The organism is Vibrio sp. 10N.261.52.C11, from assembly GCF_041471405.1.
Classification (GTDB): Bacteria; Pseudomonadota; Gammaproteobacteria; order Enterobacterales; family Vibrionaceae; genus Vibrio; species Vibrio crassostreae_C.
Map to the genome: position 1 here is coordinate 123,926 of NZ_JBFROI010000021.1, position 16,926 is coordinate 140,851.

Here is a 16,926-nt window from a genome sequence, read left to right on the forward strand (position 1 = left end):
CAAAAAAGAGATATCATCGCATAATGATATCTCTTTCATTCTCAAAGCTTTAGCGCTTCAAATAAACGGATAGAGCCAGTTGACTTACTAAGACAACAAACCGATTTATGCAGTCACGACCGTTTCTACGCCTTCAAGATCAGCTATGTAACCTTGTAGACGTGGGTAATCCACTAAGCCTTGAGTTACTAGCAGCACTGGCTTCTTCGCGTTCAGGGTTGCTTTAACAATCATATCCAACAAAGTAATGACCGCCTCATTTTGTGGATCAAAAGCGTGTTGCTGAGCTTCATTGTGTTTGTCTACGCCTAAAGTGAAAGACGCTAAGCTATCAACGTTTACCACTACACCATCGAAGTAATGCAGTAAACGTTCGCTCAGTAGCACTGCAGACGGCACATCGCACGAGAACAGTACTTTCAAACCGTTAAGGCCGCGTGGTAGCCCTTGCTCGGCAAGCAGGTCAATAATCTTAGCGGCATCGCTTAACGCACGAACGTAAGGCACAACTACTTCAACGTTGATGCCCTGCTCACGTAATGCCTTAATAACCTGACATTCTAAAGCGAAAGCCTTGCTGTATTCTGGTGTCGCGTAACGAGCAACGCCACGAACACCTAGTGCAGGGTTAATCTCTTCTGCTTCACAGTTCCCGCCAAGCAGCGAACGGAATCCATAGCTGTCTGCACTGCTTAATGCGATACGAACAGAAGTGTGATTTGGCTGAACGGCAGCTTGAATGGCAATCACTAAGGTCGAAACAAAATGCTCATCGACTGTTTTATCGCCAAGGATCGCTTCTAAAGACGTTTTTTCAATATCAGTCAAAGTATCTAAGTGACTCTCGATACTTGGGTGGTAGAAGACACGATCCATCACTAATTCTGATAATGAAACGTATAAGTGGTTAGAATTATTATTATCGTTGTAAGAAGGCAGCACATCACCTAAGACGAGTTCTGGGTGCAAAGTGCTTTGATTTTCTTGAGTCATTGCTGCTCCAGCATTTTTATGTTGTGTTCAAACGAAAATACCGATAGCTGCCTGTTAATACAAGTGAAAATCCCTTATTTGACGCTGGCCTGCTGATAAAAATAAGAATATTAGCAATAACTGAGATAACTTTGACTCAATAGAGTTTATTCCTCTGTTCAATTCCGTTATCTTAACCACTTCGCAATAGAATAAAAAAGCTATCACATGCCATTAAAAACTGATGAGTTGAGAACCCAAGCTCTGGGTCCTATGCCAACTCCTGCCGAACTAGGCAATGCACACCCTATTACTGACGACGTTGCTGAGCGCATTAAAAATTCTCGCCGCCAAATCGAAGATATCCTAACTGGTCGTGATAACCGCCTATTAGTTATCGTAGGCCCTTGCTCTGTTCACGATACAGATGCGGCACTTGATTACGCTGAGCGCCTAAGCAAAATTCAAGACCAGTACAAAGATGAACTGTTCGTTGTAATGAGAACCTACTTCGAGAAGCCTCGTACTGTTGTAGGTTGGAAGGGTTTGATTACAGATCCTAACCTTGATGGTTCATACGCACTTGAAACAGGCTTGAACAAAGCTCGTAAGCTTCTGCTAGATATCAACAAGCTTGGCCTAGCTACCGCGACTGAATTCCTTGATATGATCACAGGTCAGTACATTGCAGACCTTATCACTTGGGGTGCGATTGGCGCTCGTACAACTGAATCTCAGATTCACCGTGAAATGGCTTCTGCACTGTCTTGCCCTGTTGGCTTCAAGAACGCGACCAACGGCAACATCAAGATTGCTATCGATGCAATTCGTGCAGCACATGCTTCACACTACTTCTACTCTCCAGATAAGAACGGCCGCATGACGGTTTACCGTACTTCTGGCAACCCATACGGTCACGTTATTCTACGTGGTGGTGATAAAGGCCCTAACTTCGACGCTGAATCTGTAGATACTGCATGTAAGCAACTGGCTGAATTCGATCTACCTCAACGTTTGGTTGTAGACTTTAGCCACGCTAACTGTCAGAAGCAACACCGTAAGCAGTTAGAAGTTGCACAAGACATTTGTGAGCAAATTAAATCTAACAAGAACCAAATTGCAGGCATTATGGCAGAGAGCTTCATTATTGAAGGCAACCAGCCAATGACAGACATTAACAACCTAGAATATGGCAAGTCGATTACTGACCCATGCCTAAGCTGGGAAGATACTGCAACAATGCTAGACATGCTTGCAACAGCAATTAAAGATAGAAACTTAGCTTAAGGAAACAACACAATGCCATCATTTGACATTATCTCTGAAGTAGAAGCAGTAGAACTGCGTAACGCAGTAGACAACGCAAACCGTGAACTATCGACTCGTTTCGATTTCCGCGGCGTTGACGCAAGCTTTGATTACAAAGATGAATCAGTAAAATTGACTGCTCAAGACGATTTTCAACTGAAGCAAATGCGCGATATCCTTCGCAGCAACCTAACGAAGCGTAATGTTGATCCTAACGCGATGGAAGCGAAAGCGGCAGACCAAACAGGTCGCACTTGGCACCAAACGGTTATCTTTAAGCAAGGCATTGAAACTGATGTCGCTAAGAAGATCGTTAAGCTAATCAAAGACAACAAAGTTAAAGTTCAAGCTTCTATCCAAGGCGACAAAGTTCGTGTTACTGGTAAGAAGCGTGATGACCTACAAGCTGTTATGGCTCTAGTTCGCGGCGGTGAACTTGGTCAACCTTTCCAGTTTGACAACTTCCGCGACTAATTTTTGAGTTTGAGTGACCGCCTATTTGGGTTGCTCATTCATCAGCACAATGTCGTGTTTGAAATAGCAAAAAGCCACTTCTTTTGAAGTGGCTTTTTATTTATCTGGTCCAGCTTTAGTTTTATTCCGAGCCTCTAGCCGATTTCAAACAACCAGAAAGCTCTCATTTCAACTAGAAGCAATTACCTCAACTGAGTACTTGGGCTGCTGACAATTTTAGGTCTTTGCCGACCAACAGATTAAACTCTACGCTTGCTGGTGGAATAAACACACACACTCGTAATTTCTCTGCTCTTGCTTGCTCAAGCTTTGTTGATAGCTCTCCGCTGTTGGCGTAGCTCTCTCTTTCTGCATCTCGGCGGCACAGGTCGATAAATTCAAATGGACAATCGCTCGGTGAAAGTACGAGCTCTGCCTCCTGCATCAAACGTAAAGCCTTCATAGACAACAGCTCGACATCTTGCTCGAATTCAATCCAAGTGACCTGCCCTTCGCTATCAATGCCTTCGGTTAGCGCTTGCTGGTAGTAAGACTCTAACTGCTCTCTGTCATTCACCTGCTCGATAAAGCTGGATGACAAGAAACGCTCCCAAAATTTACGACGCTCGTCGACGGTTGGGAATGACTCTTTGATTGAATTGCGTTTTGATGCACCGAAGTCTGCTATCAAACCTATGTTTTGTGGCAATACCGTTTCGAGTTTTTCTCTGATATTTCTTACTAAAACAGGTGATGCCCCGCCACTAGAGATGGCAATTTGGATTCTGCCGCGATTTATCATCGAAGGTGTGATGAAGTCGCAGTAAGGAAGATCGTCAACCACATTGACTAAAATGCCCAGTTTTTTCGCATCATTATACACTTGGTGATTCAAGCTTGGGTTGTCTGTTGTGGCCCAAACCTGCAAGTAATTTTTCGATATGATCTGTGACGAGTAAAAGTTTTGAACCCAGTGAAGCTTGTTCTCGTCCACAAGCTGCTTTAAGTAAGGCGCTACCTTGGGAGACACCAAAGTCACATCCGCTCCCGCTCGTAGTAAGCTATCGACTTTACGGCAAGCAACCTCACCCCCACCAACCACTAAGATTGGCTTATTTTCTACATCCAAAAACATTGGGAAATAACGCATGTTCTTCCTTGAGACTACTTCAATAACTATTCAGCCATGCTACCAAATTTGGAGCATATTCATAACTATCGAAGTGTAATAAAAATATTTATTGACCAAATTTCAACATTTCTTAAGTTTAATATTTCATCATTGTGATGTTTATTCAGAATATTTATCTAGTCGATTATCAATATAAAAATCTAAATCTCGTTGCACCAACAGTGTGAACCGTTGCACTATTTACATTCACTTAACATTTGGTCATTCTAATTGTGTTCGGATTTGTGATTTCATTCAAAATTCTTTTTAAATTATACATTTGTGAAACTACGGATCCTTTCCTAACCTTATAAACAGTTGTTTAAATCGCACACAGTTTCATTTGCAAAATGCAACTCGTTTAATTTGAACAACAAGGTCATAGAAAACGCAACACATAAGAGAAACTCAAACGAGCACGAGTATCAGGTGTCACCTGGTTAACAAGGAAGGATACAAATGACAAATAAACTAACACTTCTTGCTTCAGTAGTAGCTGCATCAACTGCGATGATGGCAACATCGGCATCAGCGGCAGAAAGCACTCTGGACAAAGTCACATCTCAAGGTTTTCTAACTTGTGGTGTAAGTACCGGTCTTCCAGGGTTCTCTAACCCTAACTCAAAAGGTGAATGGGAAGGAATTGATGTTGAGTATTGTCAAGCTCTTGCAGCGGCTGTACTCGGTGACAAGACTAAAGTTAAGTATGTACCTCTAACAGCAAAAGAGCGTTTTACTGCGCTTCAATCTGGCGAAATCGACGTACTATCTCGTAACACAACATGGACATTACATCGTGACACTGCTCTAGGTCTGAACTTCGTAGGCGTTAACTACTACGATGGTCAAGGCTTCATGGTTAAGAAAGAACTTGGCCTAACAAGTGCTCAAGAGCTTGATGGCGCTTCTGTATGTGTTCAATCAGGTACAACAACTGAACTTAACCTAGCCGATTACTTCCGTAACAGTGGCATGTCTTACAAGCCAGTGGTATTCGATACGGCAGCACAAACATCGAAAGGTTTCGACGCAGGTCGTTGTGACGTACTAACAACTGACCAATCTGGTCTATACGCACTTCGCCTAAACCTAGCTGATCCTAAATCTGCAGAAGTACTTCCTGAAATCATCTCTAAAGAGCCTCTAGGCCCTGTTGTTCGTCAAGATGATGATCAATGGTTTAACGTTGCTAAGTGGACACTTTCAGCAATGATTAACGCGGAAGAATACGGCATCTCTTCTAAAAATGCAGACGAAATGCTTAAGTCAAAAGATCCAAACATCAAACGTATTCTTGGTGTAGACGGTCCTAAAGGTAAAGGCCTTGGCATTCGCGACGACTGGGGTTACCAAGTAATTAAGCAAGTTGGTAACTACGGTGAGAGTTTTGAACGTACTGTTGGTACAGGTTCTCCACTTCAAATCTCTCGTGGTGTAAATGCATTATGGAATGCGGGCGGCTTTATGTACGCTCCACCAATCCGTTAATAAATTTTCAAGCATCAATTAGGGCGGAGTTTTCCGCCCTATTTATTAAATGGATTTGAGGTTATAGTAGTATGAAACCTAATGAAACTATTTCTCCAGCTCAGGCAAAGCCACAGCCCAAAAGTGCCAACTTATTTTACAACCCCACTTTTCGCTCCATCATTTTCCAAATTATCGCCGTCGGGGCGCTTTGTGCTTTCTTTTACACGATTGTAAATAATGCACTCACAAACTTAGATTCCCGTGGTATCACCACTGGTTTTGATTTTCTCTCCCAAGAAGCTGGTTTTGGTATCGGCTTAACACTGATTGAATACGACGAGACCTTCTCATACGGTCGTACATTCTTTATCGGTCTTCTCAATACCGCTTTGGTTTCAGTACTCGGCATCATGCTAGCGACAGTGCTGGGCTTTAGTATGGGTATCGCTAGGCTCTCTTCAAACTGGCTAGTTAGCCGATTTGCAGCTGTCTACATTGAGATATTCCGAAATATCCCTCTGCTATTACAAATCTTTTTCTGGTATTTCGCCGTTCTACAAGCCTTGCCTTCTGCTCGTCAAAGTATGAGTCTAGGTGAAGCAATTTTCTTGAACGTACGCGGGTTGTACTTCCCTGCTCCAGTCTTTGAGCAAGGCAGTAGCATTGTCATCGCATCATTGATTGTCGGTATTATCGCTACGTTTATTATCAACATCTGGGCTAAGAACAGACAGAAACTGACCGGCCAACAAACACCGATGTTGCGAATTGCAGCTGCGTTGATTTTAGGCTTACCGTTGATAACTTACTTTGTTATGGGCATGCCTATCTCTGCAGATTACCCTGTGTTGAAAGGGTTTAACTTCAAGGGTGGTGTTACGATAATCCCTGAGCTTGCTGCATTGATGCTCGCTTTAAGTATCTATACAGCAGCGTTCATTGCTGAGATTGTTCGTTCAGGTATTAACGCGGTAAACCATGGGCAAACTGAGGCTGCGATGTCTCTAGGCATCCCACGTTCTAGAACTCTAAAGCTTGTCATTATTCCACAAGCATTAAGAATCATTATCCCACCACTAACCAGTCAGTATCTAAACCTGACCAAAAACTCATCACTTGCGATGGCCATTGGTTATCCTGATCTTGTCTCTGTATTTGCAGGAACAACACTTAACCAAACTGGACAAGCTATCGAAGTAATCGCGATGACAATGGGCGTCTACCTAACCTTGAGCCTATTAACGTCCGCTCTAATGAACATATACAACCGCAAAGTAGCGTTGGTGGAGAGATAAGATGAGTACACATCAATTTCAACCTGATCTTCCGCCTCCAGCGAATACCGTTGGGCCAGTCGGTTGGTTAAGAAAAAATCTATTTAATGGACCTATTAACAGCGTCGTCACTGTGATTCTTGCTTACTTTGCTTTCACCCTATTATGGGCAATAGCGGATTGGGCATTCATCAGTGCCGACTGGATAGGAACCACACGCGATGCCTGTACTAGCGAAGGCGCTTGTTGGGTTTTTATCAGCGTTCGTTGGGACCAATTCATGTATGGCTTCTACCCAGAAGCTGAACTGTGGCGACCTCGCCTCTTCTACGCAACGTTGGCCATTTTTGTAGCCTTACTGGCTTATGAAAAAACACCTAAACGTACGTGGATTTGGTTGTTCTTCGTCAACATCTACCCATTTATCATTGCCGGCTTGCTATACGGTGGCGTCTTTGGGTTAGAAGTTGTTGATACCCATAAATGGGGCGGCCTATTGGTTACACTGGTCATCGCACTTGTTGGTATTGTAGTGTCACTCCCTATTGGTGTTGCACTTGCTCTTGGGCGTCGCTCAGAGATGCCGATCATTCGCAGTATGTGTACCGTATACATCGAAATTTGGCGTGGCGTACCGCTCATTACAGTTCTATTCATGGCTTCAGTAATGCTGCCACTCTTTTTATCAGAAGGGACAGAAACCGATAAGCTCATTCGAGCACTTGTAGGGGTAGTTCTATTCAGTGCAGCCTACATGGCCGAAGTAATTCGAGGTGGTCTACAAGCAATACCAAAAGGCCAATACGAAGCAGCTGATGCTCTGGGGTTAAGCTACTGGAAAAAGACCGGGCTTATCATTCTACCTCAAGCTCTTAAAATCACGATTCCTTCAATTGTGAACACCTTCATTGGTTTGTTTAAAGATACCAGTCTTGTTTTGATTATTGGTATGTTTGATGTACTAGGAATTGGCCAAGCCGCGAATACCGACCCTGAATGGCTTGGGTATTCAACAGAAAGTTATGTATTTGTCGCGTTAGTGTTCTGGGTGTTTTGTTTTGGCATGTCGAGATATTCGATATGGCTAGAAAACAGACTTCACACCGGTCACAAACGATAATTAACAAGATCAAGGACGTATTATGACGCAGCAGACAGAAAACAACTCTCAAGGTCTTATGATCGAGTTGAAAGACATGAACAAGTGGTACGGTGAATTCCACGTACTTAAGAACATCAATTTAGAAGTTAAAAAAGGCGAGAAAATCGTTATCTGTGGCCCTTCAGGCTCTGGTAAATCAACGATGATCCGCTGCATCAACCGATTAGAAGAGCACCAAAAAGGTCATATCTTCGTTTCAGGTAATGAATTAACGGAAGACCTAAAGAACATCGAAGCCGTGCGTAGAGATGTCGGCATGTGTTTCCAACACTTCAATCTGTTTCCACATCTGACGGTATTAGAGAACTGTACTCTGGCTCCAATCTGGGTCAAAAAGATGCCAAAAGAAGAAGCCGAAGCGATTGCAATGAAGTACCTAGAGCGCGTAAAAATCCCTGAGCAAGCGGACAAGTTCCCAGGTCAGCTTTCAGGTGGTCAACAGCAGCGTGTAGCTATCGCTCGCTCTTTGTGTATGAACCCTCAAGTGATGCTGTTTGATGAGCCAACGTCGGCGCTCGATCCAGAAATGGTTCGTGAGGTGTTAGACGTTATGGTTGAGCTTGCAGAAGAAGGCATGACGATGCTTTGTGTAACGCACGAGATGGGCTTTGCTAAAGAGGTCGCGGATCGCGTTATCTTCATGGATGCCGGTGAAATCATAGAAGAGAACAACCCTGTCGATTTCTTTGAAAACCCACAATCAGACAGAACGCAGAACTTCTTAAGCCAAATCTTACACCACTAATGTGTTATGATGCATAAACTACAGAGGCGGCTTAGGTCGCCTCTTTGTTTTCAGTGTTATAATTAGTTTTTCAAGATTATAAACAGCGATTCAGTGCGATTAAAATTGAACAACGAACCTTAACTGCACTTTAAGAAATACTTTGTTACACCTTCAGAAACACTTAACCGACTATTTTGATTATTATTTTACGTATACAAGAGGAATGAGAGACTTGATTTTTCGAACTTTCACCCCCATAAATGTACTAATAACTATTGAAGTCACCTTACGAGGAAGATTATGAACAGCCCTATGTTTTCACGCACAGCATCTCAAGAAAGTGCTCTGCAAACCAATAAAGTGTTGCGTAACACCTACGCATTACTGTCTATGACACTACTTTGGTCTGCTGTTGTAGCAGGCGTATCCATGGCGATGAACCTTCCTCGCCCGGGTCTTATTATCATGCTTGTTGGCTTCTACGGCCTACTTTTCCTAACAGAAAAGAACCGTGACAACAGTATGGGTCTAGTCTTCACATTCCTATTTACGGGTTTCTTAGGCTACACCATCGGTCCAATCTTAAACATGTACGTTGGCGCAGGCATGGGTGATGTCATCCTAACTGCACTTGGCGGTACAGCACTGGCGTTTATGGGCGCATCAGCTTACGCACTAACAACTAAGCGTGACCTGTCGTTCCTTAATGGCATGCTATTAGCTGGTTTCGTAGTACTACTTGTAGGTATGGTTGCAAACATCTTCCTACAAATGCCTCTACTATCATTGGCAATGAGCGGTATGTTCATCCTGTTCTCGACTGGTGTTATCTTGCTTACAACGCAAAACATCATTCGTGGCGGTGAAACAAACTACATCTCTGCAACGATCAGCTTGTATGTATCGATCTACAACATCTTCATCAGCCTACTAAGCATCCTAGGTATCATGGGCAGCGACGACTAATCGTTCCCATCACTGAAGAATATCTAGCCCAAGAGCCTACCTCTTGGGCTTTTTTGTATCTATAAGTGCAATATTTCTTTAGATAGCTACAATTTCTGTTGAGAAAGATAAACTTGGTCATGTACCCTATCCACATAGTTAATTGGATTCTGGATTAAACATGTTTGAATATAACGGCAAGCAAATCGAAACCGACGCTCAAGGCTACCTATTGGATTACACGCAATGGGAAGAAGGCATGATTGAAATTCTTGCTCAAGACGAGGCGATTGAACTTACAGATGCACACTTAGAAGTCGTACATTTTGTAAGGAGCTTTTACGAAGAGTTCAACACCTCACCAGCGGTTCGCATGCTCGTTAAAGCAATGGAAAAAGCTCACGGCCCAGAAAAAGGCAATAGTAAGTACCTTTTCAAGTTATTCAAAAAAGGCCCTGCAAAACAAGCGACCAAGCTCGCCGGTTTACCTAAACCAGCAAAGTGCTTGTAAAACCTAACCCGCTTTAGGTCATTAAGTTACGTTCAATATAAAATACTGTAGTGCTACAACTACAGTATTTTAAACGCCCCTATGCGTACGTCTTGGCGCTCACTATCTTTAACTTGATGCATCACAACGTTGTCTACTGTTGCGCTCGAAGGGCCAATATAGAGGCAAGCATGTAACTTCTCAATTTGCTGACTCTCTCCGACAACTAACACTTCAACTCGACCATCATTTAAGTTCTTTGCATAACCTGAGAGACCCATAGCTTGCGCCTGCCTACTGGTGTGGTAACGGAACCCAACACATTGAACTACGCCTGACACGACAAATATATATTGTGAACTTTCCATAACGTTGCCTCATAAATTATATGAATGATATAGTCGAGTTTCTATTCATTCACCGCTTATTGGTGGACTTACTTCGAGTATAACGATTATGAAAGAAATCCCATTTCGTTGGATTGACAAATATCTCATTCACCTAAAAATCCAAGAAAAGTTCTATCTACTCTTCTTATTGCCTCTTCTCGCCCTGGTTATATTAACTCTCGTTTTAGATAGTGCCGCGGACTCTTTACTTGCTCACCTTTATCAAGAAGAAATGCTCTTGATGAAAGGGCTTATCGAAGCGGGTCAACTCACTAAATATCAAGTAGCTCAGCTTGTCAGCAGCTCTGAAACTATCTCTTTAGGCTACGGTGCTGGTTCTGTTTCAGTGATGAATGGAGCGTTCAGCCTAGTTGCTAACCATGACCAAAACCTTTGGTCTGCTCTATCGACGACTCAGGTTTCTATCATCGCTGTAACCCTAACGCTTATCGCACTAGGTGTTTACTACATCATGACCTTTATTGGCGGCGCGATGTTCTCTATGAACAAAGCTCTGAACACGCTTGCGAATGGCGACTTAACTTGCCGCATGAACTACTTCTTAGTTCGTGACGAGTTCAGTGAAATCGCGATTACAATCGATAAAGTTGCGGAGCGTGAACAAAACATGGTTCTATCAATCCAAGAGTCTGTCGCTCTCATGCAGCAGATCAGCTCGGACTTGAACCAGTCAACACAACAAAGTTCAGACATCTCAGGTAACCAACAAGAACACCTGAATAGCTTAGCAAGTGCAACGGAACAAATGGCGGCTACCATTCGCGAAGTCGCTACCCTTGCTCATGCGTCTAGCTCACAAACGATGGACGCTCGCGGCGTTGCTCAGAGCGGTCAAGTCAAGGTTTCAAATACACTGGAGTCTATCTCTAGCCTATCTCAAGAGATCCAGTCCGCTTCACAAGCAGTAGAAGAACTGGATGCCAACGCGGCGCAGATCGATGAAGTAGTCACAACCATCAACGGTATTTCTGAACAGACTAACCTGTTAGCGTTGAACGCAGCTATCGAAGCCGCACGTGCTGGCGAGCAAGGTCGTGGATTTGCTGTTGTTGCCGATGAAGTTCGTGCCCTTGCCGGTCGTACTCAGCAAGCAACGGTTGAAATCCAAAGCATGATTGAATCATTACAACGTAACAGTCAATCACTGACCAAGCTGATGGAAGTCACGGTGAACAATGCTAACGAAGGCCAAACACTGATGTCAGAAGTGAACGTCGAGATCGGTTCATTAGCGGAAAAAAACCAGTCTATTTCAGATAGCAGCACTCAAATTGCTACCGCGGCTGAAGAACAAGGCGTAGTCGCTGACAACATTGCACAGAGTGTTGAAGAGATTCGTCATCAGTCAGACAGTATCTGCGAGATGATCAGTAAGAGTAATTCCAATGTTGACCAACTTCGTAAACAAAGCGATACGATGGAAGGTTTGCTGACAGGTCTTAAAGCTTAATACTGATATCCACCACAATGTGTTGATTAATCATTACTAGGGCTGCTTCTGCAGCCCTTTCTTATTTGCTTTTCACCTGCACTTCCCCGACAATACCCCTCCTTCAAATTCAACAAACAGAGTAAATTATGACTCCTTCAATTCATCTAGCTAAAGGCCGAGATAAATCACTACGCCGCAAACACCCTTGGGTATTTTCACGCGGTATCGATAAGGTCGAAGGCGAACCAAAACAAGGTGAAACTGTAGACGTATATGCTCAAAATGGTCAGTGGCTTGCAAAAGCGGCTTACTCACCAGAATCTCAAATTCGAGCTCGTGTTTGGACATTTGAAAAAGAAGAGATCAACAAGGCGTTCTTCGTAAAACGAATTCAAGACGCACAGTCTTTACGAGAAGACATTATCGAACGTGATGGTCTAACGGGCTACCGCCTAACGGCCGCAGAGTCTGATGGCTTACCAGGTATCACAATCGACAAATACCAAGACTTTCTTGTTTGCCAACTGCTAAGTGCTGGCGCTGAGTTTAACAAAAGCGTATTGGTTGAAGCGTTAATCGAGTGCTTCCCTGACTGCAACATCTACGAGCGTTCAGACGTGGCAGTTCGTAAGAAAGAAGGCCTAGAACAAGTTGTCGGCGTTCTTCATGGTGAAGAGCCACCAAAATCTATCGTGATTGAAGAAAATGGCGTTAAAATCAGCGTGAACATTATGGAAGGCCACAAAACAGGCTTCTACATGGACCAACGTGATAGCCGCAAAGAATCGATGAAGTACGTTAAAGGCAAAGATGTCCTTAACTGTTTCTCATATACAGGTGGCTTTGGCCTTTACGCACTTAAAGGCGACGCGAAGCGTGTTATCAACGCTGACGTATCTCAACTTGCTCTTGATACCGCTAAATTCAACGCTGAACTTAATGAGTTTGATATCTCGAAAAAGCGCGCTGTATTCCTAAACGCTGACGTTTTCAAACTGCTTCGTGAGTACCGTGATCAAGGCACTAAGTTTGACGTAGTGATCATGGACCCACCAAAGTTTGTTTCAAGCAAGAATAACCTAACTTCAGGCGCTAACGGCTACAAAGACGTTAACATGCTTGCGATGCAAATCCTGAAACCAGGTGGCACTCTACTCACCTACTCTTGCTCTGGCTTAATGGGTACTGATTTGTTCCAAAAAATCATTGCTGATGCAGCATTAGATGCAGGCCGCACTGTTAAATTCGTAGAACGCTTCGAACAAGCAGCCGACCACCTAACAGACACTGCCTACCCAGAAGGTTTCTACCTGAAAGGTTTTGCTTGTAAGGTTCTTTAATCTTAGTGCTTTAGGATCTAGCTTTTATAGCAAACAGACGTATTAAAAAAGGGCCTTTCGGCCCTTTTTGTCTAATTGTTTATGTCAGGAATATTTATAATATCGTTTAATAAACCACTCACGTTTGTAATACTCCCACTTTCAATGTAATCACTGAACTGGGAGCCAACACCTTGAATAATAACTTCTTGACTGTTGCCACCATCATTGATTGTGAGCTTTAGGTCTGCATTTGATAAATTATCACTGGCTTCAAGTGTTAAATCTACCTTATTAGCTTGAAGTAAACTATCTATGGTATCGTTTGAATCAGTATGTAGTAAGTCTGAAATATCAATTTTATCCTCACCCTTCGTGAAATCAGTGATTATATCCTGCTCTCCATTGCGAATATCAATCTTGCTGTTAGACGTATCTTGGTCAACAAACTTGAAGATGTCGTCATCACCACCACCGGTTAAGATGTCATCACCCAAACCACCGATTAAAATGTCTTCTCCAGATCCACCAGTTAAGCGATCCTCTCCCGATCCACCTCTTAAACCATCATTGCCTTCGCCACCATCTAATACATCATTACCTGCCGCACCATAGATAATATCAACACCACCTTGACCATACACATGATCGCCACCTGCGCCACTATGACCAACATCAATATGTGCACTGCTAAACTGTAAACTATTCAAGGCGCTGTTTTCATCAGAAGGGCTTTGAAGATGTTCTAGATCTCCACCAGACATAAACGCCTTCATGTCATTGTTAGCTGCGTTGATGCTTGCAGCAGAGTTAGCATTATTGTCGAGAGTAGTATGGCTATCGCCCAAATACAGTGTGTCATCACCTTCACCTAGGAATACATCGTCACCTGCGGCGCCTACATCAATTACTATTCCATCTTTATGTCCGTCGACTTTTTGATTGTCCTTTCCTGCCGGATTTTGGCTCCAAAGCAGCTCTTCAGATGAATGCCCATAATGATTCAAGCGAACATGGTCGACTATATCACCTTCAGAGTTCACATCTGAAACTACATTAACGCCGTCGATCTCAAATGATAGCAAGCTGGTGCTGCTGTCACCATCAAAGTCAGTCACCGTATAGTAAAAGTTTAATTCAACAGGTTTATTATCCGCTGCGCCAAAGAACTGGTAACCGCCGTCATCTAGATCAATTACTAAGCTATGTTTAGAATCAATATAGATGGTTAAAGTCTTTGTATCACTATCAAAAGTGTGTGAAACACTCGAGTTCGAACCAATCGAGGTGACAGTACTGCCGTTATAGTTAAACGTTACACCTTCAATGGCTATTCGACTTACAACCGCGTCATCAGCCCCTTGGTTATGTGATAGTAAACTCCCGCCAATCGGTTGTATCAACGATTGCAGCAACACTGGAGGTAACTGTGTAACATCGGGAACAATAATCGCTTCCGTATCCTGATCGGTTAACCCATCATAGGAACCAGGGTTGAGGTATTCTGCAGGAGCATTATTACCGATGCCATAAGACTGTGCTGTAATATCGTGCTGCTCAAGATGGGTTTTCCACCATCCCTCTTCAGCCTGGCTAATTATATTTGAGTTTTCACTATCTGAACCTGTTGGTTTGCCATCAGATAAGAAATAGCTAATATTACTGGCGTTTGACAAGCGACCTGATTGATCCCAAGTTTGGTTTGCAATCCATAAAGCATCATCATAGTCGGTACCGCCGCCAGCATTCAATCCATTAACATAACTAATTGCAGCGGTTACTGAGATCCAAGCTGTGTAGTTCGCTGCATTTTGATTACCGTAATAGTTATCTGAAAAAGCAACTATCTGAACTCTGGTTTCGCCAAGTGATTCATATTGCTTAAGCATCTGAATCGTTGATTCTTTCATTACTTGAAGTTTGGATTTTCCGTTACCTGCGTCTTCTTTCATCGAGCCTGAAACATCCAGAACTAGCTGGACATTGGCACCCGATTTAGTTTCGGCGACAACGTCATGGTGGATTCTTTGCGACTCTGGAGAGTCGTCCTCAACAATAATAGAAATTGAGCCGTTACCTGTAAGAGTTCCGTCGGAAGCCTTAACTGGTATCTCGAATGACATTATATCTTCACCTGATGGGTCATCATGTTGAAGCCCTGAACTAAGCTCGACGTTATAGTTACCATCGTCATCAATTACAACAGTGATGATTGTTTCATTTAACGTTGAATTATTAGCGTCAGTATTTGCACTACCAATTAAAGTTTGTCCATCTGACGACACAGACCACTCAACTAAGGTTCCATTACTAGTATAAATATTGCTTGTTGGTTCAACTAAACTCACTTCTAACATATCGCCATTATTGTCTTGTAATGAAATTACCCCAGAATATGACGAATTATTAGTTAAATCGGAACCATTGGTAATACCAATATCATCTTGTAACCCAGTCAATAACCCCTCTTCGGCAATCCTTGCTTCACTAGTACCTACGTCAGGCCTTTGTGGTAACTCTAACACTGTAAGGACTAAGTCTGCAGTGATTGATGCTGTATCAGAATTACTAACTTCAGTAGCAGTAGCGGTTATTGAATAATTATAAACCCCGGGAACATCTACAATTACGGATAAATTGTCCATATCTAAACTAGATATATCAACGCCACTATTTGAAGTAACAACCAATGTAACCGAACCATCAGTAATCTGTGTACCAATTGGAAGACCAGATAATGATAGGGATAATACTTCCGAGCTATCGATATCGTTCAATGCAGCTTCAAAGTCAGGCAGAGCTATAAAGCCATCTTCAAACCCTTGAGAGTCAGCTTTAACAATTTCCAAATTGTCTAAAATTGCACCTACACTACTACTAGCTTGTGTATCTGCTGAAACGAGTAATAGACGATAATTACCGCCAACATCTGATGGTAGTACAACTGTTTGATCTCTCAACCAATCCTCATCATTAGGTCTAAATTCATAAAGAACTGTCTCCTGACCTGTATCCATATTGATCCAAACAACATTGAGATCGGAGTTGCCATTTGAAATTGAATTATCACGACCGCTGATATCAAAACTGAACGAATAGTATTGCCCTTGTTCCACATCGATATCCGTATAAACAACGTCATCAACGTTGTTATATTCTATTTCTAAAACAGTATTTGTTGAGTCACCGCCAGAACGATATGTTGACTCTCTACCAACTTCGACACGGTTACCATTACTGCTATGCCACTCTCCTACAGTTCCGGGGCCGAATACTTGGTTGATATTGACACTACCCCAACTTCCGGAATAATTTGTATCATCAAAGTCAATTGCCGCTGTAACGTTATCGCTATTTACAGTCAAAGTCGGAGCGTCTGCAACGGCAGAAATATCAATAGACATTATCGAACCGCCACTGACATTTACCCCATCAGATGCATAGAAATTAAACTCGGTATAATCACCTAAATTATTCCCGGAAGTTCCTTCGTCATCAAACATTGAAGTACTAGATTCGTCCGAAATAGGAACAAAAACTAACTTGCCTGAGTCAATTTCTGATTGAGTAATTTCATACCCATCAGCCCCAATAACCGACTCTGTTAGTTCGACCCATAAGTTCCCGTCAAGATAGTAAAGAGTTCCAGAAGCAGGTTCACTTGTAATTACAATCGTTAAATTAGACGAGTCCTGGTCTGTCACATTAAAGTCTGACGACTTAAATGTGTATGTTGTATCTTCTGTTCCTATAATGTGAGAGTTCGACGTATTAGGTACCGCATCGTCATTGA

At 42.8% G+C, this 16,926-nt stretch carries 14 protein-coding genes; 10 read left to right on the plus strand and 4 right to left on the minus strand.

Going from position 1 to position 16,926, the window contains the following annotated elements:
* Nucleotides 1-105 precede the first annotated feature (105 nt).
* Complete coding sequence (locus AB4323_RS08145) at nt 106-993, minus strand: putative PEP-binding protein (RefSeq protein ID WP_017059697.1); 888 nt, start codon at nt 991-993, stop codon at nt 106-108.
* Nucleotides 994-1,200: 207 nt separating this feature from the next.
* Between AB4323_RS08145 and AB4323_RS08150 the strand changes: the two genes are divergently transcribed.
* Together AB4323_RS08150 and AB4323_RS08155 are read left to right on the plus strand one after the other, a co-directional pair.
* On the plus strand, nt 1,201-2,259 hold the full coding sequence (locus tag AB4323_RS08150; protein WP_017059698.1) for a 3-deoxy-7-phosphoheptulonate synthase: 1,059 nt from the start codon (nt 1,201-1,203) through the stop codon (nt 2,257-2,259).
* A 12-nt stretch (nt 2,260-2,271) separates the two neighbouring features.
* On the plus strand, nt 2,272-2,754 hold the full coding sequence (locus AB4323_RS08155; RefSeq protein WP_017063832.1) for a YajQ family cyclic di-GMP-binding protein: 483 nt from the start codon (nt 2,272-2,274) through the stop codon (nt 2,752-2,754).
* A 187-nt stretch (nt 2,755-2,941) separates the two neighbouring features.
* Here the strand turns inward: AB4323_RS08155 and AB4323_RS08160 are convergent, their stop codons facing one another.
* The gene (locus AB4323_RS08160; RefSeq protein ID WP_017059700.1) at nt 2,942-3,883 is read right to left on the minus strand and encodes a bifunctional precorrin-2 dehydrogenase/sirohydrochlorin ferrochelatase; all 942 of its coding nucleotides are present in this window, start codon (nt 3,881-3,883) and stop codon (nt 2,942-2,944) included.
* Between the two features lie 480 nt (nt 3,884-4,363).
* Between AB4323_RS08160 and AB4323_RS08165 the strand changes: the two genes are divergently transcribed.
* From AB4323_RS08165 to AB4323_RS08190, 6 genes are all read left to right on the plus strand, one after another.
* Complete coding sequence (locus tag AB4323_RS08165; RefSeq protein WP_017059701.1) at nt 4,364-5,392, plus strand: amino acid ABC transporter substrate-binding protein; 1,029 nt, start codon at nt 4,364-4,366, stop codon at nt 5,390-5,392.
* A 71-nt stretch (nt 5,393-5,463) separates the two neighbouring features.
* Nucleotides 5,464-6,669 carry an amino acid ABC transporter permease gene (locus tag AB4323_RS08170; protein ID WP_017066316.1) on the plus strand — a complete coding sequence of 402 codons (1,206 nt, stop codon included), beginning with the start codon at nt 5,464-5,466 and terminating at the stop codon, nt 6,667-6,669.
* Between the two features lies 1 nt (nt 6,670).
* Nucleotides 6,671-7,768 carry an amino acid ABC transporter permease gene (locus AB4323_RS08175; protein WP_017059703.1) on the plus strand — a complete coding sequence of 366 codons (1,098 nt, stop codon included), beginning with the start codon at nt 6,671-6,673 and terminating at the stop codon, nt 7,766-7,768.
* A gap of 22 nt (nt 7,769-7,790) precedes the next feature.
* A complete protein-coding gene (locus AB4323_RS08180) occupies nt 7,791-8,555 on the plus strand; it encodes an amino acid ABC transporter ATP-binding protein (RefSeq protein WP_017059704.1) in 765 nt (254 codons plus the stop codon).
* A gap of 282 nt (nt 8,556-8,837) precedes the next feature.
* Nucleotides 8,838-9,503, plus strand: coding sequence for a Bax inhibitor-1/YccA family protein (locus AB4323_RS08185; protein ID WP_017057206.1), 666 nt, complete (start codon nt 8,838-8,840; stop codon nt 9,501-9,503).
* A gap of 160 nt (nt 9,504-9,663) precedes the next feature.
* Nucleotides 9,664-9,993, plus strand: coding sequence for a TusE/DsrC/DsvC family sulfur relay protein (locus AB4323_RS08190; protein WP_017057205.1), 330 nt, complete (start codon nt 9,664-9,666; stop codon nt 9,991-9,993).
* Between the two features lie 59 nt (nt 9,994-10,052).
* On the opposite strand, the gene yccX is transcribed toward AB4323_RS08190, so the two are convergent.
* Nucleotides 10,053-10,340, minus strand: coding sequence for an acylphosphatase (gene yccX / locus AB4323_RS08195; protein ID WP_372152124.1), 288 nt, complete (start codon nt 10,338-10,340; stop codon nt 10,053-10,055).
* An 88-nt stretch (nt 10,341-10,428) separates the two neighbouring features.
* Here yccX and AB4323_RS08200 point away from each other — a divergent pair, with 88 nt between their 5' ends.
* Both AB4323_RS08200 and AB4323_RS08205 read left to right on the plus strand, forming a co-directional pair.
* Nucleotides 10,429-11,832 carry a methyl-accepting chemotaxis protein gene (locus AB4323_RS08200; RefSeq protein WP_136974302.1) on the plus strand — a complete coding sequence of 468 codons (1,404 nt, stop codon included), beginning with the start codon at nt 10,429-10,431 and terminating at the stop codon, nt 11,830-11,832.
* 128 nt (nt 11,833-11,960) lie between these two features.
* The gene (locus tag AB4323_RS08205; RefSeq protein ID WP_017059708.1) at nt 11,961-13,154 is read left to right on the plus strand and encodes a class I SAM-dependent methyltransferase; all 1,194 of its coding nucleotides are present in this window, start codon (nt 11,961-11,963) and stop codon (nt 13,152-13,154) included.
* A 71-nt stretch (nt 13,155-13,225) separates the two neighbouring features.
* Here AB4323_RS08205 and AB4323_RS08210 read toward each other — a convergent pair whose 3' ends face one another.
* Entirely contained in the window at nt 13,226-16,837 is a 3,612-nt protein-coding gene (locus tag AB4323_RS08210; protein ID WP_372152126.1) for a VWA domain-containing protein, read from the minus strand.
* Nucleotides 16,838-16,926: the final 89 nt, after the last annotated feature.